Below are 18,031 nucleotides of genomic sequence, written 5' to 3' on the forward strand. Positions count from 1 at the left end.
GCCTGGGCAGCGCGTCTTTCTTTCGGAGTTTTCATGAATACTGCACCCCAGAACACCCGCCCTGACGGCGCGCGCGAACGCGTGCTGATCACCGGCGGCGCCAGCGGCATAGGCGCGGCGATTGCCCAGCGCTGCCGCGCCGAAGGTTTCGAGCCCGTGGTCATCGACCGCCTGGGCGACGGCATCCGTGCCGACCTGTCCGATGCGGCCGACACCGAGCGCGCGCTGCGCGAAGCCCTGGCCGGCGGCCCTATCACGCGCCTCGTGAACAACGTGGGTATCGTGGTGCCCGCCGATGCCGAGCACCAGACGCTGGCCGAGTTCGACCTCGCTGTTTCGCTGAACCTGCGCTGCGCGTTCCAGTGCATGCAGGCGCTGCTGCCGGGCATGAAGGAAGCGGGCTTTGGCCGCATCGTCAACATGTCCTCGCGCGCCGCGCTGGGCAAGGAATTGCGCACCGCCTACTCGGCGACCAAGGCCGGCCTGATCGGCATGACGCGCGTCTGGGCGCTCGAGCTCGGCCGCCACGGCATCACCGCCAACGCGATCGGCCCGGGCCCCATACGCACCGAGCTGTTCGACCGCGCCAACCCGCCCGATGCGCCGCGCACGCGCGCCATCGTCGAAGCGGTGCCTGTCAAGCGCATAGGCACGGCCGATGACGTGGCCCATGCCGCGAGCTACCTGCTCGACGAGCGCAGCGGCTTTGTCACCGGCCAGGTGCTGTATGTCTGCGGCGGCATGACCGTGGGCGTGGCCGGCGTCTGAGTCGCACGCCATCCGACAGGCCCTACAGGCCTTGACCCTGCCTGCGGCCCATGAGGCCACAGGCGCAAACCACTAGAGAGACAGAGAAGACAATGATGAAGACATTCACCCCCCGCATTGCCAAGATTTCGAGCCGCCGCGCGGCACTGGCCACCTTGGCTACCCTGGCGGTCGGCGCTGCAGCGCTGCCGACCAGCGCGCTGGCGCAGGCTGCCTACCCCAGCAAGCTGATCACCATCATCGTGCCGTTCTCGGCCGGTGGCACGACCGACATCCTGGCGCGCATCGTCGCCCAGGGCCTGACGGCCGAGCTGGGCCAATCGGTGGTGATCGACAACCGCCCCGGCGCCGGTGGCAACATCGGCGGCCTGCTGGCTTCCAAGGCGCCGGCCGACGGCTACACGCTGTTCATGGGCACCGTGGGCACGCATGCCATCAACGCGTCGCTCTACAAGAAGATGGCCTTCGACCCGGTCAAGGACTTCGCACCGCTCACGCGCGTGGCCAATGTGCCCAACCTGCTGGTCGCCAACCCCAACCAGCCCTACAAGAGCGTCAAGGAGCTGATCGCCTACGCCAAGGCCAATCCGGGCCGGGTGAACTACGGTTCGTCGGGCAGCGGCAGCTCCATCCACCTGTCGGGCGAGCTGTTCAATTCGATGGCCAAGGTCGACATGGTGCACGTGCCCTACAAGGGCAGCGCGCCGGCCGTGACCGACCTGCTGGGCAACCAGATCGGCATCATGTTCGACAACATGCCGTCTGCCATCCAGCATGTGCGCTCGGGCAAGCTGGTGCCGCTGGCCGTGACCACCGCCAAGCGCTCGCCCGAACTGCCGAATGTGCCGACCATCGCCGAAGCCGGCGTTCCCGGCTATGAAGCGACCTCGTGGTTCGGCATGCTGGCGCCAGCCGCCACGCCCGCACCCGTCATCGCCAAGCTCAACGCCGCGCTGGTCAAGGTGCTGGCCCAGCCCGACACCAAGAAGAAGATCAACGACCAGGGCGCCGAAGCCTACAGCGAAACGCCTGCCGAATTCGCGGCCTTCATCCAGAAGGAAAGCGTCAAGTGGGGCAAGGTCGTGCGCGAGTCGGGTGCGATCGCGGATTAAGCTCCCCCTGAGCCGCTTCGCGGCTTCCCCCTGAGGGGGACGGCAGCATCGCTGCGGGGCGGCCCTTGCTCGGTGTCCCCCTGCTGGGGCACGCCAGTTTCGCTAGGCCACGCCCTGTGGTTGTAGTTCCCAAGAAAAAACCCGCAGACCGTAAGGTGTGCGGGTTTTTGCATTCCAGGGGCGTGCAGCCCCCAGGACGCGATCAGATCACTTTGGCGATGGCCTGGCAGACGTAATCGATGTTCTTGCTGTTCAAGGCAGCGACGCACATGCGGCCGGTGTCGGTGCCGTAGACGCCGAATTCGCTGCGCAGGCGCACCATCTGGTCCTTGGACAGGCCCGAGTAGCTGAACATGCCGACCTGCTGGGTGATGAACGACATGTCCTGCTGCACGCCCGCGGCCTTGAGGCCGTCGACGAGCTTCTGGCGCATGGCCTTGATGCGCACGCGCATTTCGCCCAGTTCCTTTTCCCACAGGGCGCGCAACTCGGGGTTGTTGAGCACGGCCGCGACCACGGCGCCGCCGTGGATCGGTGGGTTGGAGTAGTTGGTGCGGATCGCGATCTTGAGCTGGCTCAGCACGCGCTTGGCTTCCTCGGCGTCCTTGGCGACCACCGACAGCGCGCCCACGCGTTCGCCGTAGAGGCTGAAGCTCTTGGAGAACGAGGTCGAGACCAGGATGTCCAGGCCGGCGGCGACGAACTTGCCGATCACGGCGCCGTCTTCGGCAATGCCTTCGCCAAAGCCCTGGTAGGCCATGTCGAGGAAGGCCGTGAGTTGCCTGGCCTTGACGGCGGCAATCACCTGGTCCCACTGGGCGGCAGTGATGTCGTAGCCCGTGGGGTTGTGGCAGCAGGCGTGCAGCACGACGATGGTGCCGGGCGCGGCGGCGTTCAGGCTGGCGAGCATGCCGTCGAAGTTGACGCCGCGCTTTTCGGCGTCGTAGTAGGCGTAGCTGTCGACCTCAAAACCGGCGTTCTGGAAGATCGCGCGGTGGTTTTCCCAACTCGGGTCGGAAATCAGCACCTTGGCGTCGGGGCTGACCTTTTTCAGGAAGTCGGCGCCGATCTTCAGGCCGCCCGTGCCGCCGATGGCCTGGATCGTGGACACGCGGCCCGAAGTGACAACGTCGCTGTCGGCACCAAAGACCAGGCCCTTGACGGCGTTGTCATAGGCGACGATGCCGTCGATGGGCAGGTAGCCGCGCGCCGTGGGCTGGGCCATCATGGCCTTTTCCGCGGTCTGCACGCATTGCAGCAAGGGCAGCTTGCCGTTGTCATCGAAGTACACGCCCACGCCCAGGTTGACCTTGTTGGGGTTGGTGTCAGAGGCGAATTGCTCGTTCAGACCCAGAATGGGGTCGCGGGGGGCCATTTCGACGGCGGTAAACAAAGACATGAAAAAAATCCTCGGAGGATGAAAATATGGCTGCCAGCCCCAAGCTGCAATAGTCATTCGGGTTAGCCCCGGAATTTTAGCGGCCTGCGGGGCAGGCTAGTATCACCACGTTATGCACCAAGCTACTGATCTGCCATTGACTGGCCAATTTGTTTCGTATGAAGGCTCGCCTTTCGAGCTCTACCAGCCGTATCCGCCGGCCGGCGATCAGCCGCAGGCGATCGAAAAGCTGGTCGAGGGCCTGAACGACGGCGAAGTGTTCCAGACGCTGCTGGGCGTCACGGGCTCGGGCAAGACCTTCACCATGGCCAACGTGATCGCCCGGATGGGGCGCCCGGCCATCGTCTTCGCGCCCAACAAGACGCTTGCCGCCCAGCTCTACAGCGAGTTCCGCGAGTTCTTCCCGAAGAACGCCGTCGAGTACTTCGTCAGCTACTACGACTACTACCAGCCCGAAGCCTATGTGCCGCAGCGCGACCTGTTCATCGAAAAGGACAGCGCGATCAACGAGCACATCGAGCAGATGCGCCTGTCGTGCACCAAGAGCCTGATGGAGCGGCGCGACGTGGTGATCGTCGCCACGGTCTCGGCGATCTACGGCATAGGCGAGCCCGAAAGCTACCACCGCATGGTCATGACGCTGCGCACGGGTGCGCGCATGGGCCAGCGCGACGTGATCGCCCAGCTGATACGCATGCAGTACCAGCGCAACGACCAGGATTTCAGCCGCGGCAAGTTCCGCGTGCGCGGCGATACCATCGATGTGTTTCCGGCCGAGCATTCGGAGCTTGCGATCCGCATCGAGCTGTTCGATGACGAGATTGAGACCCTGCAGCTGTTCGATCCGCTCACGGGCCGGGTCAAGCAGAAGATTGCGCGCTTCACGGTCTACCCGAGCAGCCATTACGTCACGCCGCGCGACAAGGTGCTCGCGGCTGTGGAGACCATCAAGCTCGAGCTGTCCGAGCGCCTGAGCGAGCTGGTGTCGCAGGGCAAGCTGGTCGAGGCCCAGCGGCTCGAGCAGCGCACGCGCTTCGACCTCGAGATGCTCAGCGAAGTAGGGCACTGCAAGGGCATCGAGAACTACACGCGCCATCTGTCGGGCGCGGCGCCGGGCGACCCGCCGAGCACGCTGACCGACTACATGCCTGCCGATGCGCTGATGTTCCTCGACGAAAGCCATCAGATGATAGGCCAGCTCAACGCCATGTACAACGGCGACCGGGCGCGCAAGACCACGCTGGTCGAGTATGGCTTTCGCCTGCCTTCGGCGCTCGACAACCGTCCGCTCAAGTTCGCCGAGTTCGAGCAGCGCATGCGCCAGATCGTGTTTGTCTCGGCCACGCCCGCCGATTACGAGAAGACCCATGCGAGCCAGGTGGTCGAGCAGGTGGTGCGGCCCACGGGCCTGGTCGACCCCGAGATCGAAGTGCGGCCCGCGACCCACCAGGTCGACGACGTGCTGCAGGAGATCCGGCTGCGCTCCGAGATCAATGAGCGCGTGCTGATCACCACGCTGACCAAGCGCATGGCCGAGCAGCTGACCGACTACCTGAGCGACAACGGCGTCAAGGTGCGCTACCTGCATTCCGATGTCGACACCGTGGAGCGCGTGGAAATCATCCGTGACCTGCGCCTGGGCCTGTTCGATGTGCTGGTCGGCATCAACTTGCTGCGCGAAGGCCTGGACATTCCCGAAGTCTCGCTGGTGGCGATTCTCGATGCCGACAAGGAAGGTTTCCTGCGCGCCGAGCGCAGCCTGATCCAGACCATAGGCCGCGCGGCGCGCAACCTCAACGGCAAGGCGATTCTCTATGCCGACCGGGTCACGGATTCGATGCGCAAGGCGATCGACGAGACCGAGCGCCGGCGCGCCAAGCAGACCCAGTTCAACCTGGACAACGGGATCACGCCGCAGGCCATTGTCAAGCAGGTGAAAGACCTGATTGACGGTGTCTACAGCGAAAAAAGTGGCAAGGAAGCCGAGCGGCTGGAGCGTGCCGACGCGCAAAGGGTGCGCGTGGAGGAGATGTCCGAGAAGGACGTGGCCCGGGAAATCAAGCGGCTCGAAAAGCAGATGCTCGAGCATGCACGCAGCCTGGAGTTCGAGCAGGCAGCGCGTGTTCGCGACCAGTTGGCGCAGCTCAAAGCGCGTTTTTTCGGTGCTTCGGGTCGCGAGTCGCCAGTAGTTTGAGGGTGCTCGAGAGGTTTGTCGCGGGTACCCGACAAAATTGATGGGGTTTGTGCTACACTAGACCCCACATTCAATAACAACAAAGACTTCGATGAAGAAGGGCTCTGGACCTTTTGTAGGGCGGAGTATGGGCGGAGACGGTGCCCGGACGGGTCAAGAACCTGCCTAGGGTATTTCTGTAACGAACAAGCCTGACAAAGGAGCTCGCGATGCGTCTCACAACCAAAGGCCGCTTTGCGGTCACTGCCATGATCGACCTGGCCCTGCGCCAGAACAACGGTCCCGTCACGCTGGCTGCGATCAGCCAGCGCCAACAGATTTCGCTGTCCTATCTGGAGCAGCTGTTCGGCAAGCTGCGCCGCCACGAACTGGTCGAATCGACCCGTGGCCCCGGCGGCGGATACACGCTGGCCCGCAAGGCCGCGGACATCACCGTGGCCGACATCATCGTCTCGGTGGATGAACCCATCGACGCGACCCAGTGTGGTGGCAAGGAAAACTGTCTGGGCGAAGCGGGCCGCTGCATGACCCACGAACTGTGGGCCGCGCTGAACCAGCGCATGGTCGAGTTCCTGGACTCCGTGACCCTGCAAAAGCTCGTCGACGAACAAATCGCCAAGGGCGTGCAGATCGAAGACAAGCCTGTGGTGCGCCGCGCGATCTCCACGGCGCCCGTGGTCAAGCCTATCCGCGTGAATGCACCGAACTCGGTGTTTGCCTTGGGCAACGTTTTCGCCAAGTCGTAATCCGCGCCGAGCAACGGTGCCAGCGCCAGGGGGCGGGGCGCTGCAAGGTGTGTAGAGAAATTTCGTTTTTTGCCAGCCAGACATTGCATTGAGCCAGCCATGGACATGACCCCGCACTTCCCCATTTATCTCGACTACGGCGCCACCACGCCGGTGGACCCTCGTGTGGTCGATGCCATGATTCCGTGGTTGCGTGAGCACTTCGGCAACGCGGCGTCGCGCAGCCATGCCTGGGGTTGGGAAGCCGAAGAAGCGGTCGAGAAGGCACGTGGCCATGTGGCGGCGCTGATCAATGCCGATCCGCGCGAAATCGTCTGGACCAGCGGTGCGACCGAGTCGGACAATCTGGCGATCAAGGGTGCGGCCCACTTCTACCAGGGCAAGGGCAAGCACCTGATCACGGTGAAGACCGAGCACAAGGCCGTGCTCGACACCATGCGTGAACTCGAGCGCCAGGGCTTTGAAGTCAGCTACCTCGACGTGCAGGAAAACGGCCTGCTTGATTTCGACGTGTTCAAGGCGGCGATCCGTCCCGACACCATCCTGGCCAGCGTCATGCTCGTCAACAACGAGATCGGCGTTGTCCAGGACATCCCGCGCATAGGCGCGCTGTGCCGCGAAAAGGGCATCATCTTCCACGTGGACGCGGCCCAGGCCACCGGCAAGCTCACGATCGACATGCAGACGCTGCCCGTCGACCTGATGAGCCTCACGGCACACAAGACCTACGGCCCCAAGGGCATTGGCGCGCTGTACGTGCGCCGCAAGCCCCGGGTGCGCCTCGAAGCACAAATGCACGGCGGTGGCCATGAGCGCGGCATGCGTTCGGGCACGCTGGCCACGCACCAGATCGTGGGCATGGGCGAAGCCTACCGCATCGCCAAGCTCGAAATGGACCAGGACATCGCCAAGGCGCGCGCGCTGCAGACCCGTCTGCTCGACGGCCTCAAGGACATTGAGCAGGTGTTCGTCAATGGCGACATGACCCAGCGCGTTCCCCATTACCTGAACATCAGCTTCAACTACGTCGAAGGCGAGTCGCTGATCATGGGCATCAAGGGCCTGGCGGTGTCGTCGGGTTCGGCCTGCACGTCGGCCAGCCTGGAGCCCAGCTATGTGCTGCGCGCCCTGGGCCGCAGCGACGAGCTGGCACACAGCAGTCTGCGCATGACCATCGGTCGTTTCACGACCGAAGAGGAAATCGACTATGCGATCGGCACCATCCGGGCGAATGTCGAGAAGCTGCGCGAACTGAGCCCCTTGTGGGAAATGTACAAGGATGGCATCGACATCAGCAGCATCCAGTGGGCTGCGCACTAGACGTATATCCCGCTGAGCTTGGTCCAGAGATCCACGGTCTGAAGATTTGAAGAGGTAGACATCATGGCTTATTCCGAAAAAGTGGTAGACCACTATGAAAACCCCCGCAATGTGGGTTCGTTCGACAAGGGTGACGGCTCGGTCGGCACCGGCATGGTGGGCGCGCCCGCCTGCGGCGACGTGATGAAGCTGCAGATCAAGGTCAACCCCGAGACCGGGGTGATCGAAGACGCACGCTTCAAGACCTACGGCTGCGGCTCGGCGATCGCTTCGTCGTCGCTGGTGACCGAATGGGTCAAGGGCAAGACCCTGGACCAGGCCGCCGCGCTGAAGAACAGCGAAATTGCCGAGGAACTGGCATTGCCGCCGGTCAAGGTGCACTGCTCCATCCTGGCAGAAGATGCCATCAAGGCAGCAGTCAACGACTACCGTGCCAAGCACGCAGCGGTGGTGGCCGCCTGAGATGGCCATCACGCTCACTGATGCGGCGGCCCGGCATGTGAGCCGCTACTTGTCCCGCCGGGGCAAGGGGCTGGGCGTGCGTCTGGGTGTGAAGACCACGGGCTGCTCGGGCCTGGCCTACAAGCTCGAGTATGTCGACGATCAGGCGCCCGAAGACATGGTATTCGAGAACCACGGCGTGAAGATCATCATCGATCCCAAGAGCCTGGCCTATATCGACGGCACCGAGCTGGACTTCGTGCGCGAAGGCCTGAACGAGGGCTTCAAGTTCAACAACCCGAACGAACGCGATCGTTGTGGTTGTGGAGAGAGCTTCCGCGTCTGAGGACGCTTTGCGTGCAGGGTTCCTGCCTGCGTTTTCCCCCGCACCCAACAACCGCCACCGCCTTGCGTGCTGGCGGTTTTTTATTGATATGAATCTTCAATCCGACGACTTCGAGCTATTTGCCGTGCCCGCGCAGTTCGCGCAGGACCGTGCGCACATTGACAGCCGCTGGAAGGAGCTGCAGCGCGAAGCCCACCCCGACCGCTTTGCGGCACAGGGCGCGGCGGCCCAGCGCGTGGCCATGCAGTGGTCGGTGCGCATCAACGAGGCCTACCAGCGCCTCAAGGACCCACTCAAGCGCGCGGCCTACCTGTGCGAGATGCGCGGCGCGCCCTTGCGCGCCGAGGACAACACGGCCATGCCGGTGGCGTTCCTGATGCAGCAGATGGAGTGGCGCGAAGCGCTGGAAGAGGCGCAGGCCGAAGCCGATGTCGACCGGCTCGATGACGAAGTGTCGCAAGCCCGCCGCAGCCTGCTGGCCGAATGCGCGCGGCTGCTCGACGACGCCCGGGATCCCGCGGGCGCGGCCCAGCAGGTGAGAGCCCTTATGTTTGTTGCACGTTTTGCGCGCGACATCGAGGCCCGGCGAGAGCAACTGCAACAATAGACTCCTCTGCGGGCGGCTCTGAAGCACCCCATGTTTTCCAGGAAGGCGCGAACTGCTCGGGCAGGCGCCTGCACCCCATTTTTCGAGAGTTCCCATGGCGCTTTTGCAGATTTCCGAACCCGGTCAGTCCCCCGATCCGCACCAGCGGCGCATCGCCGTCGGCATTGACCTGGGCACGACCCATTCCCTGGTGGCCGCGGTGCGCAATGGCGTGGCCGAATGCCTGCCCGATGACCAGGGCCGCGTGCTGCTGCCGTCGATCGTGAATTACGCCGAGCAGGGCAAGCGCCTGATTGGCGACGCCGCCGTTGCGGCCCAGAGCACCGATCCGCAAAACACCATTGTCTCGGTCAAGCGCTTCATGGGCCGCGGCCTCAATGACGTCGCCGATGCGCAAAGCCTGCCCTATGTGTTCGTGCAGCAAGAAGGCCAGGGCGGCATGGTTTCGCTGCAGACCCGCGCCGGCGTCAAGACGCCGGTGGAAATCAGCGCCGAAATCCTCGCCACGCTGCGCTTTCGCGCCGAAGACAGCTTCGACGACGAACTCTATGGCGCGGTGATCACCGTGCCCGCGTACTTTGACGACGCCCAGCGCCAGGCGACCAAGGATGCGGCCCAACTGGCCGGCATCAACCTGCTGCGCCTGATCAACGAGCCGACCGCGGCAGCCATCGCCTACGGTCTGGACAATGCCAGCGAAGGCGTCTATGCGGTCTATGACCTGGGCGGCGGCACGTTCGACATCTCCATCCTGCGCCTGACGCAAGGCGTGTTCGAAGTGATTGCCACGGGCGGCGACTCGGCCCTGGGCGGTGACGACTACGACGCGGCGCTGGCGCAATGGGTGCTGGCGCAAACCGGCGCGCAGGCGCCTACGGCCGAAGACAAGGCCGCAGTGCGCCTGGCCGCGCGCCGCTGCAAGGAGGCGCTGACGGACGCGGCGAGCGCGACATTCCGCGCCGAGCTGGGCACGGGCGCCGTGGCGCTCGAAGTCACGCGCGAGCAGTTCAACACCGCGACGCAGGCGCTCACGGCGCGCTCGCTGGCCGCCGTGCGCCGTGCGCTGCGCGACGCGGATCTTGCCAAGGACGAAGTCCAGGGCGTGGTCATGGTCGGCGGCTCCACGCGCATGCCCCAGGTGCAGGCGGCCGTGGGCGAATTCTTCGGCCAGACGCCGCTCACCAACCTGAACCCCGACGAAGTCGTGGCGCTGGGCGCGGCCATACAGGCCAACCAGCTGGCCGGCAACAGCTCGGCCGACGACCTGCTGCTGCTGGACGTGATTCCGCTGTCGCTGGGCGTGGAGACCATGGGCGGGCTGGTCGAGCGCATCGTCGCGCGCAACGAAACCATTCCCACGGCGCGCGCCCAGGACTTCACGACCTATGTCGACGGCCAGACGGCGCTGGCCATCCACGTGGTGCAGGGCGAGCGCGACCTGGTCGCCGACTGCCGCAGCCTCGCGCGCTTCGAGCTGCGCGGCATTCCGCCCAGGGCCGCGGGCGCGGCGCGCATACGCGTGACGTTCACTGTGGACGCCGACGGCCTGCTGTCCGTGGGCGCGAAGGAGCAGATCAGCGGCGTCGAGGCGCACATCGACGTCAAGCCGTCGTACGGCCTGTCGGACGAGCAGATCGCGCGCATGCTGCAGGACGGCTTCGCCACCGCGGCGCAGGACATGCAGGCGCGGGCGCTGGTCGAGGCGCGCGTGGACGCCGACCGCATGCTGATTGCCACGCAAAGCGCGCTGGACGCCGATGGCGATCTGCTCACGGCGCCCGAGCGCGAGGCCGTCGATGCACTGATGGCCACGCTGCGCGAGCAGCAGACCTCGACCGACCCGGCCGTGGTCGAAGCCGCGACCCAGGCCCTGGCCAAGGGCACCGAAGCTTTCGCGGCCCAGCGCATGAACCGCGGCATCGTCCAGGCCCTGGCGGGCAAGAACGTACACAGCATTTCCTGATTGCTATAGAAGAGACCCCATGCCTGTCATCAAAATACTGCCCCACGCCGAATACTGTCCCCAGGGCGCCGAGCTGCAGGTGCCCGCCGGCACGTCGATCTGCGAAGCCCTGCTGGACAACAACATCAAGATCGAGCACGCCTGCGACATGGTCTGTGCCTGCACCACCTGCCACGTGATCGTGCGCGCGGGCTTCAACTCGCTCAACGAAGCCGAGGAAGAGGAAGAAGACCTGCTGGACCGCGCCTGGGGCCTGGAGCCGCTGTCGCGCCTGAGCTGCCAGGCCATCCTGGCGCAGGAAGACGTGACCGTCGAAATCCCCAAGTACTCGATCAACCACGCCAAGGAAAACCACTGAGATGTCGCGCCTGATTGTCCTTGATACCGAAACCACGGGCCTGTCCGCCGAGAACGGCGACCGTATCATCGAGCTCGGTTGCGTGGAGCTGCTCAACCGCAAGCTCACCGGCAACAACCTGCACATGTATTTCAATGCGGGCCGTGACAGCCACGAAGACGCATTGCGGGTGCACGGCATCACCACCGAGTTCCTCAAGGACAAGCCGCGCTTCGAGCAGCAGGTCGACCAGATCCTGGCCTACCTGCAGGGCGCCGAGATCATCATCCACAACGCGCCGTTCGACGTTGGCTTCCTGAACAAGGAGCTCCAGCGCGTGGGCAAGCCGCCGCTCAAGAGCTGGGTCGAAGGCGTGATCGACACCCTGGCCATGGCCAAGGAGCGCTACCCGGGCAAGCGCAATTCGCTTGACTCGCTGTGCGATCGCCTGGGCGTCGACAATTCGGGCCGCACGCTGCACGGCGCGTTGCTGGATGCGGAACTGCTGGCCGACGTCTACATCAACCTCACGCGCGGCCAGGACGCGCTCTTGATCAGCGACGAGCCGCAGGAAGACGCGTCTGGCCTGCCCATCGTCGCCCTCGATCTGCGCAGCATCATCTTGCCCGTCATCCAGGCCAGCGAACAGGAATGCGCGGCGCACGAAGCGGTCCTGGCCCAGATCGACAAGGCCTGCAGCGGCAAGACAATCTGGCGCAGTTTGCCCGGGTAGTCCGGAAATCTGTGCCATAATAGCGGTCTTGTCGCAGCAGACAAGGGCGATTAGCTCAGCGGTAGAGCACTGCCTTCACACGGCAGGGGTCACATGTTCGAACCATGTATCGCCCACCAATTTGAAAACCCTCTTGAGTTCAGGCTCGAGAGGGTTTTTTCTTTTGTGCGCCCAGCATGAACTGACCCCAAAAAGCTGGACAGACTGTATCCAGCAGGCAGTGCTGCAATTCCTGATCGACCCCGGCTTCAGCGAACACAGCTACGGGTTGCTCCCGGGCAGACGGGCCCACGGGCCCACGGGCCCACGGGGCTACGTGCAATCGGGCCGGCGCGTGTTGGTGGACGTGGACTTGGGCAAATTCTTTGATCGTGTCGACCACGACATTCTGATCGGCCGCTTGAGAAGGCGTGTCGATGCCAGTAGCTGCCTGGCAAGTACCCCGAAAAGTTCCAGGCCTTCCGGAATTTTTGGCGCCGGATTTTCGTTTTGCAACGTTTGGCGCCAAAATGTCCTATTGCACTGCAGCAATCAAAGGAAAGGATCTGGATGCTTCAATTCAAGGACAAGCAAATCGACACCGCAATTTTCGACATGGACGGAACCATGTTCGACACCGAACGACTGCGGTTCAAAACCCTCTCTCAGGCGTCCCAAGAACTGTTTGACAAGCCTTTCACCGAAGCCGTGCTCATGGGCTCGCTGGGTCTGAGCGCCACCAAGGCTGAAGAGCTTGCCAAACAGCACTACGGAGATGCATTTCCCTATGCCGCCATACGCCTGCGTGCGGACGAGCTGGAGCTGGCGCACGTGCGCACCCATGGCGTGCCCATCAAGCCGGGCCTGCTGCCGGTGCTCGAGCGCCTGCGCAAGTCGGGGCTGAAGATGGCGGTGGCGACATCGAGCCGCCGGGCGATTGCCGAGGAGTACCTCATCAATGCCAATATCTTCAAGTACTTCGATCTGTGCGTCTGCGGCGACGAGGTGACGCACGGCAAGCCGCACCCGGAAATATTCCTGCGCGCAGCCGATGCGCTCAACAGCCTGCCCGAGCGCAGCCTGATGTTCGAGGATTCCGAAAACGGACTGCGCTCGGCCGCCGACGCCGGCGGGGTGGCCATTCTGATCGAGGACATCAAGGTGCCCAGCCCCGAAGTGGCCGCGCGCGCCTTCGCCCGCTACAGCGACCTGCGCAGCTTCCTGGCCGATCTGTCGGACTGGACGCCGAAGATGGCCATGCCGGCCGTGACCGACCCCTTTCCCCAGGCCGTGAACCAGCTCAAGGCGGGAATCCATGGCTTCGGCGCCATGGGCGGCGGCTATCTGGCGCAGGTGTTTTCGCACTGGGACGGGTATACGCGGCCCTGCGAAATCATTGCCTCCACGGGCAATGCGCTGCTGCGCGAAGCCGTCAATGCGTTTGGCAGGTTCAGCGTGCGCTACGGAAGCCTGTCGTTCGACCAGACCATAGAGCAGATGCGCGTGGTGGACGCGGCAGACGTGCCGGCCGTCGCCGGCATGTACCGCGATTGCGAGATCGTTGCGCTGTGCCTGCCGGAGCAGGCCATGGCGACGCAGGCCGGCGTGATTGCCCAGGGCCTGGCGGATCGCCTTGCGGCGCACGGCCGTGCGCTGACCGTGCTGGTCGTGCTCAACAAGGTGGGCGGCGCGCAGTTCGTGCGCGATCACGTGGCCGCAGCGCTGGAGCTGAAGGCATCGGCAAGCGATTGCGAAGAGATACTGGCGCGCACGCACTTCTGTGAAACCGTGGTCACCCGGATGGTCTCCAAGCTCTCCGAAGAGGCGCTCATGCGGCAACTGCGCATCAAGCGCGACCTCTACGAGAAGAACGTCGCCGCCGTGCGCGAGGCGGCCGTAGACAACGTGGGGTGGGGCGATGACCTGGGCGACGGGGACATGGAGGCGATCACGCCCATCGTCAATACCTTGCGCGATGCGGGCGAGCCCGCGAGTGCGCTGGCCCCGCTGCACCTGATCCTGTTCAATGGCGAGACGGACATGCCGCTCTATGCCCAGCGTGGCGGAAGCCTGCTGGAGCATCTGTGCCAGATCGACACCGTCGACGACATCGGTGAAATCCAGACGCTCAAGAACCGGTTGTGGAACGGCACGCACGCCATCATTGCCTGGTATGCCGCGCTGCTGGGCCATCCGAGCATCGGCCATTCCATGGGGGATGCGCGCGTGCAGGCGCTGATGGACCGCTTGCTTGACGCCGAGCTGGCACCCGCGCTGCAAGCGGCGTTCCCGGCAATGGAGTCGCGCCTGCCGGAGTTCATCAATACGTTTCGCCGCCGCTGCGAGCATGCCTTCAAGGATCCGTGCGCGCGCGTCGGCCGCGACCCCTTGCGCAAACTCCAGCGCGACGAGCGCGTGCTTGGCAGCCTCGCCATGGCGCGGGCCCAGGGCATCGCCGCGCCGGGGCTGGCCTTCGGGGCCGCCCTGGCGGTGCACTATGCGCTGCACCATCCCGATGCCGCCGACGACGCCGAATGCCTGACGATCCGTGAGATCCATGCGCAACGCGGCGCGCTGCAGGATGTGCTGACCTGGCGGGGCGACTATTACGGCCAGCCGTATCCCGGACTGGACGCCGTCGAGGACGCCGCAGAGATCGCGGCAGTGCAATGGCATTTCGATCGCCTGCAGGCCGAGGGCGAGGGCTATCTGTCGGCACCCGCGCTCGGGGGGGCCTGAGCCCGCCGGGCTTGCAGCAAGCTGGTGCAGGAATGCCCCGGGATTGCACGGCCATGCACATGCGCCAGCGCTGCAAAAAAGACAGCCGATTCGCTTTGGTGGTCTGCGCGATGGTGCTAGAATCGATGGATCGACAGACAGCACAGTGTGCTTGTCACGTTGAACAGTATTGGGGTGATTAGCTCAGTGGTAGAGCACTGCCTTCACACGGCAGGGGTCACATGTTCGAACCATGTATTACCCACCAGACAAGAAACCTCTTGAATCATGGATTCAAGAGGTTTTTTTTCGTCCACTGCCTGTGAAGGGGGCAGGGGTGCGCGGCGAGCGGCGCACGTTGGCGCATCGGAAGCCAACGCGCGAATCCTGGTTCATTGTGAACCTGCAGCACATCAGGCCTTTTCGGCGCCAGCATGCCGATCATGGTGCGACAGGCTCACCACGCACGGCTGAACTGAGCCGCATTCAGGTGGAGGCTCAGTTTTCCGGCTGGAGCCCTATCCTGGGCAGCAATTGCGCGTAGAACCGGTAGTCGTCCAGGATGGCCTGCTGCAATTCGCCCGGCGGGCGCCAATCGGGCAGGGTGCTGATGCGGCGCAGCCGGGCATGGGTTTCGGGCTCCTGCAGCAGGGCTTGCAGCGCCAGGGACAGGCGGGCATTGATGGATGCCGGCGTGCCCCGGGGCGTCAGCAGTGCCCAGCTCGGGCCTGTCGGGCGTTCGATCTGAAAGCCGGTATCGGGCAGGCTGGGGACGTTCGGCAGCTCGGGGTGGCGGACGTTGCCGAAGGTGGCCAGCGGCACGACACGCCCGGCCTTGATCAATGGGACGGCGGCGCCGTCTATGACCATGTCCACCTGCGCGCCAGCCAGGGCCGCAACAGCGTCGGCCGAACCTTTGAAAGGCACGTGCAGCAGGCTGATACCGGTTTCGCGCTGGATGATTTCGCCCGCGATATGGCCAAAGGAGGCCAGTCCGGCCGAGCCGTAGGTCAGTTGGCCGGGCTGTGCCCTGGCCAGCTTCACCAACTGCGCCAGCGTGCCAACGCCCAGGTCCTTGCGCACCGCCACGATGGACAGGTACTCGGCAATGCCGCCGATGGCGTCGAAACTGGTTTTGGGGTCGTACGGCAGCCTGCGCCGCAGATGCGGCAGCACGGTGAATGCCGTCACGGCCCCGAGCAGCACGGTATAGCCGTCGGGCGCGGAGCGGGCCGCCAGCTCGGTGCCGATCTGCGTGGTGCCGCCGGGCTTGTTTTCCACGATCACGTTTGCGTGGAGGTTGGCGCCCAGCCGCTCCGCCACCAGGCGGCCCAGGTTGTCGCTCGTGCCGCCGGGCGGGTAGGGCACGATCAGGCGGATGGGCCGTGCCGGCCAGGCGTCGGTGGCAGGCGCCCCCTGGGCCGCATGCGTGAGCGCTGCGCCGCTGGCGGCCAGCAGGGAAGACAGGAAGAGTCTTTTGTGCATGCTGTTCTTTCCTTCTCGGTGATCCATGGTGCAGCGCACCGCCTGCAGCGCACCGCCTGCAGCCCACGCCATTGGCGTGCCCCGGCCCAGGGGCACCGAGCAAGGGCCGCACAGGGGGCTTCTTTTCAGTCGACGTGGATGTTGGCGCGCGCTATCAGCGCCTTGAAGAAGGCGCTGTCGTCCTGGATCTGCTTGGCAAAGGCCGCAGGGCCGACAAACTCGGGGTACTGGCTCATCTTGAGCAGCAACTGGTGCGTCTCATCGGTGGCCATGATCTTCTGCGTTTCCGCTGCCAGACGGTCCGCGATGGGTTGGGGCGTGCCCTTGGGGGCAAACAGGCCAAACCAGCTGCGGGTATCGATGTCCAGACCTTGCTCGCGTATCGTGGGGATGTTGGGCAGATCGGGGTGGCGGGTCTTGCTCATCACCGCGATGGCCTTGACCTTGCCGGCCTTGACCTGGACCAGGCTGACGGGGTCATACATCATGTCGATGCGCCCGCCCATGAGGTCGCCCAGCGCTTCTGCGGACCCCTTGTAGGGGATGTGCAGCATGTCGATGCCGGCCTTGTTCTTGACCATTTCACCGGCCAGATGGGTGGCCGTGGCCGGGCCCGCCGAGCCGAAGGTGAGCTTGCCCGGCGCCTGGCGTGCCGCGGCAATCAGGCCGTTGATGTCGTTGAAGGGCGCGTCCTTGCTGGCCGTGGCGATGGAGTAGCTGCCCGACAGCTGCGCGATGGGCACGAAGTCTGTGAACGGCTGGTAGTTCACTCTGCGCAGATGGGGTGTGATGGCGAAGACGGCCGTGGGCGCGATCAGCAGCGTGTAGCCGTCGCCGGGCGCGCGGGCGGCCAGTTCGGCGCCTATGGTCGCTCCCGCGCCGCCCTTGTTTTCCACCACCATGGACTGGCCTACCGCTCGGCCCAGCTTCTCGGCAACGTAGCGGGCGATGGCATCGGAGTTGCCGCCGGCCGGGTAGGGAACGATGACGCGAATGGGCTTGTTCGGCCAGGCCGCGGGCTGGGCCCAGGCGGTGGGGCTGCAGAGCAGTGCCAAAGCGGCCCCCAGGGGAGTGATGAAAGTACGCAATGCAAAATTCATGGACAGGCTCCGATGCTTCTGTGAAGGGGGATCAGCGGCCGGTATAGGCAGGTGTGCGTTTTTCGCGGAATGCGGCCATGCCTTCCCGGGTGTCGCTGCTCTCGCGCACGACGTTGAGCTGGCGCATGGTCTCGGCCATGGCTTCCGACGGGCTCTTGGGCAGCACATGCTGGTTGACGAAGCGCTTGATGGTGGTCAGCACCAGGGGCGCGGACTGGGCCAGCGTCTGGGCCTGCTGCATGGCGACTTCGACCTGCTTGCCCACGGGAGCGATCTCGCTGGCCAGACCGACGTCATACGCGCGCTGCGCGCCCACGGGGCGGCCCAGCAGCATCAGGTCCATGGCCACCTTGTGCGGAATGCGCGCGGCCAGCCCGGCGATCATGCCGCCGGTGAAGCCCAGCTTGGCTTCGGGATAGGAAAACCGGGTGTTCTCCGCGGCCACCAGCAGATCGCACATCATGGTCAGCACCATGGCGCCGCCCACGACCCAGCCCGCGGTCGCGGCAATGATGGGTTTGTCGGTGGTGAAGCCCGAGCCGGGAATGCAGCGCCACAGCTCAGGCAGGTTGCTGACGTCGGCGCCCGACGAGAACGCGTCATCGCCTGCGCCGGTGATGACGGCCACGCGCTGTTCGGACGCGTCGAATTCGGCGAAACCGGCTTGCAACTCCAGCGCCGTGTCCTTGCAGATTGCGTTCTTGCGTCCGGGGCGGTTGATCGTGAACAGCGTGACCTTGCCGTGGTGTTCGATGGTGATTTGGGGCATGTTGCTTGTCTCCT

16 protein-coding genes and 2 tRNA genes are annotated in these 18,031 nt (G+C 64.7%); 14 read left to right on the forward strand and 4 right to left on the reverse strand.

What is annotated here, in order from left to right:
• Positions 1–33 precede the first annotated feature (33 nt).
• Both GVL12_RS10275 and GVL12_RS10280 read left to right on the forward strand, forming a co-directional pair.
• The gene (locus tag GVL12_RS10275) at positions 34–768 is read left to right on the forward strand and encodes an SDR family NAD(P)-dependent oxidoreductase (RefSeq protein WP_159913511.1); all 735 of its coding nucleotides are present in this window, start codon (positions 34–36) and stop codon (positions 766–768) included.
• Positions 769–863: 95 nt separating this feature from the next.
• Positions 864–1,880 carry a tripartite tricarboxylate transporter substrate binding protein gene (locus tag GVL12_RS10280; RefSeq protein ID WP_159913513.1) on the forward strand — a complete coding sequence of 339 codons (1,017 nt, stop codon included), beginning with the start codon at positions 864–866 and terminating at the stop codon, positions 1,878–1,880.
• 202 nt (positions 1,881–2,082) lie between these two features.
• Here the strand turns inward: GVL12_RS10280 and GVL12_RS10285 are convergent, their stop codons facing one another.
• Positions 2,083–3,279, reverse strand: a complete 1,197-nt coding sequence (locus GVL12_RS10285; RefSeq protein ID WP_159913515.1) for an amino acid aminotransferase — start codon at positions 3,277–3,279, stop codon at positions 2,083–2,085.
• A gap of 136 nt (positions 3,280–3,415) precedes the next feature.
• Between GVL12_RS10285 and uvrB the strand changes: the two genes are divergently transcribed.
• The 12 genes from uvrB to GVL12_RS10345 all read left to right on the forward strand — a co-directional run bounded on the left by uvrB (position 3,416) and on the right by GVL12_RS10345 (position 14,931).
• Complete coding sequence (uvrB, locus tag GVL12_RS10290; protein WP_235033844.1) at positions 3,416–5,473, forward strand: excinuclease ABC subunit UvrB; 2,058 nt, start codon at positions 3,416–3,418, stop codon at positions 5,471–5,473.
• 209 nt (positions 5,474–5,682) lie between these two features.
• The gene (gene iscR, locus GVL12_RS10295) at positions 5,683–6,219 is read left to right on the forward strand and encodes a Fe-S cluster assembly transcriptional regulator IscR (RefSeq protein WP_159913519.1); all 537 of its coding nucleotides are present in this window, start codon (positions 5,683–5,685) and stop codon (positions 6,217–6,219) included.
• A gap of 105 nt (positions 6,220–6,324) precedes the next feature.
• The gene (locus tag GVL12_RS10300) at positions 6,325–7,539 is read left to right on the forward strand and encodes an IscS subfamily cysteine desulfurase (RefSeq protein WP_200843665.1); all 1,215 of its coding nucleotides are present in this window, start codon (positions 6,325–6,327) and stop codon (positions 7,537–7,539) included.
• Between the two features lie 63 nt (positions 7,540–7,602).
• Complete coding sequence (gene iscU, locus GVL12_RS10305) at positions 7,603–8,001, forward strand: Fe-S cluster assembly scaffold IscU (RefSeq protein WP_159913523.1); 399 nt, start codon at positions 7,603–7,605, stop codon at positions 7,999–8,001.
• A gap of 1 nt (position 8,002) precedes the next feature.
• Complete coding sequence (gene iscA, locus GVL12_RS10310; protein WP_159913525.1) at positions 8,003–8,326, forward strand: iron-sulfur cluster assembly protein IscA; 324 nt, start codon at positions 8,003–8,005, stop codon at positions 8,324–8,326.
• 88 nt (positions 8,327–8,414) lie between these two features.
• Positions 8,415–8,933, forward strand: a complete 519-nt coding sequence (hscB, locus tag GVL12_RS10315) for a Fe-S protein assembly co-chaperone HscB (protein WP_159913527.1) — start codon at positions 8,415–8,417, stop codon at positions 8,931–8,933.
• A 94-nt stretch (positions 8,934–9,027) separates the two neighbouring features.
• Positions 9,028–10,896 carry a Fe-S protein assembly chaperone HscA gene (hscA, locus tag GVL12_RS10320; RefSeq protein ID WP_159913529.1) on the forward strand — a complete coding sequence of 623 codons (1,869 nt, stop codon included), beginning with the start codon at positions 9,028–9,030 and terminating at the stop codon, positions 10,894–10,896.
• A gap of 19 nt (positions 10,897–10,915) precedes the next feature.
• Positions 10,916–11,254 carry an ISC system 2Fe-2S type ferredoxin gene (gene fdx / locus GVL12_RS10325; RefSeq protein ID WP_159913531.1) on the forward strand — a complete coding sequence of 113 codons (339 nt, stop codon included), beginning with the start codon at positions 10,916–10,918 and terminating at the stop codon, positions 11,252–11,254.
• Position 11,255: 1 nt separating this feature from the next.
• Entirely contained in the window at positions 11,256–11,966 is a 711-nt protein-coding gene (dnaQ, locus tag GVL12_RS10330) for a DNA polymerase III subunit epsilon (RefSeq protein ID WP_159913533.1), read from the forward strand.
• Between the two features lie 44 nt (positions 11,967–12,010).
• Positions 12,011–12,085: transfer RNA gene (locus tag GVL12_RS10335), tRNA-Val, on the forward strand.
• Between the two features lie 430 nt (positions 12,086–12,515).
• Positions 12,516–14,684, forward strand: coding sequence for a bifunctional mannitol-1-phosphate dehydrogenase/phosphatase (mtlD, locus tag GVL12_RS10340; RefSeq protein ID WP_159913535.1), 2,169 nt, complete (start codon positions 12,516–12,518; stop codon positions 14,682–14,684).
• Between the two features lie 172 nt (positions 14,685–14,856).
• Positions 14,857–14,931: transfer RNA gene (locus GVL12_RS10345), tRNA-Val, on the forward strand.
• A 230-nt stretch (positions 14,932–15,161) separates the two neighbouring features.
• Here GVL12_RS10345 and GVL12_RS10350 read toward each other — a convergent pair.
• The 3 genes from GVL12_RS10350 to GVL12_RS10360 form a co-directional block, all read right to left on the reverse strand.
• A complete protein-coding gene (locus tag GVL12_RS10350; RefSeq protein WP_159913537.1) occupies positions 15,162–16,148 on the reverse strand; it encodes a tripartite tricarboxylate transporter substrate binding protein in 987 nt (328 codons plus the stop codon).
• A 125-nt stretch (positions 16,149–16,273) separates the two neighbouring features.
• Positions 16,274–17,248, reverse strand: a complete 975-nt coding sequence (locus GVL12_RS10355) for a tripartite tricarboxylate transporter substrate binding protein (protein ID WP_159913539.1) — start codon at positions 17,246–17,248, stop codon at positions 16,274–16,276.
• A gap of 31 nt (positions 17,249–17,279) precedes the next feature.
• A complete protein-coding gene (locus tag GVL12_RS10360) occupies positions 17,280–18,017 on the reverse strand; it encodes an enoyl-CoA hydratase/isomerase family protein (RefSeq protein ID WP_159913541.1) in 738 nt (245 codons plus the stop codon).
• Between the last annotated feature and the right edge of the window lie 14 nt (positions 18,018–18,031).

The sequence above is a fragment of the Pantoea sp. 18069 genome (genome assembly GCF_902706035.1).
Taxonomy (GTDB): Bacteria; Pseudomonadota; Gammaproteobacteria; order Burkholderiales; family Burkholderiaceae_C; genus Comamonas.

Bases quoted from the DNA above. Each gene is read 5' to 3' on its own strand.
- GVL12_RS10275 (WP_159913511.1), top strand. From the start codon at position 34: ATGAATACTGCACCCCAGAACACCCGCCCTGACGGCGCGCGCGAACGC.
- GVL12_RS10280 (WP_159913513.1), top strand. From the start codon at position 864: ATGAAGACATTCACCCCCCGCATTGCCAAGATTTCGAGCCGCCGCGCG.
- GVL12_RS10285 (WP_159913515.1), bottom strand. From the start codon at position 3,279: ATGTCTTTGTTTACCGCCGTCGAAATGGCCCCCCGCGACCCCATTCTG.
- iscR (WP_159913519.1), top strand. From the start codon at position 5,683: ATGCGTCTCACAACCAAAGGCCGCTTTGCGGTCACTGCCATGATCGAC.
- GVL12_RS10300 (WP_200843665.1), top strand. From the start codon at position 6,325: ATGACCCCGCACTTCCCCATTTATCTCGACTACGGCGCCACCACGCCG.
- iscU (WP_159913523.1), top strand. From the start codon at position 7,603: ATGGCTTATTCCGAAAAAGTGGTAGACCACTATGAAAACCCCCGCAAT.
- iscA (WP_159913525.1), top strand. From the start codon at position 8,003: ATGGCCATCACGCTCACTGATGCGGCGGCCCGGCATGTGAGCCGCTAC.
- hscB (WP_159913527.1), top strand. From the start codon at position 8,415: ATGAATCTTCAATCCGACGACTTCGAGCTATTTGCCGTGCCCGCGCAG.
- hscA (WP_159913529.1), top strand. From the start codon at position 9,028: ATGGCGCTTTTGCAGATTTCCGAACCCGGTCAGTCCCCCGATCCGCAC.
- fdx (WP_159913531.1), top strand. From the start codon at position 10,916: ATGCCTGTCATCAAAATACTGCCCCACGCCGAATACTGTCCCCAGGGC.
- dnaQ (WP_159913533.1), top strand. From the start codon at position 11,256: ATGTCGCGCCTGATTGTCCTTGATACCGAAACCACGGGCCTGTCCGCC.
- mtlD (WP_159913535.1), top strand. From the start codon at position 12,516: ATGCTTCAATTCAAGGACAAGCAAATCGACACCGCAATTTTCGACATG.
- GVL12_RS10350 (WP_159913537.1), bottom strand. From the start codon at position 16,148: ATGCACAAAAGACTCTTCCTGTCTTCCCTGCTGGCCGCCAGCGGCGCA.
- GVL12_RS10355 (WP_159913539.1), bottom strand. From the start codon at position 17,248: ATGAATTTTGCATTGCGTACTTTCATCACTCCCCTGGGGGCCGCTTTG.
- GVL12_RS10360 (WP_159913541.1), bottom strand. From the start codon at position 18,017: ATGCCCCAAATCACCATCGAACACCACGGCAAGGTCACGCTGTTCACG.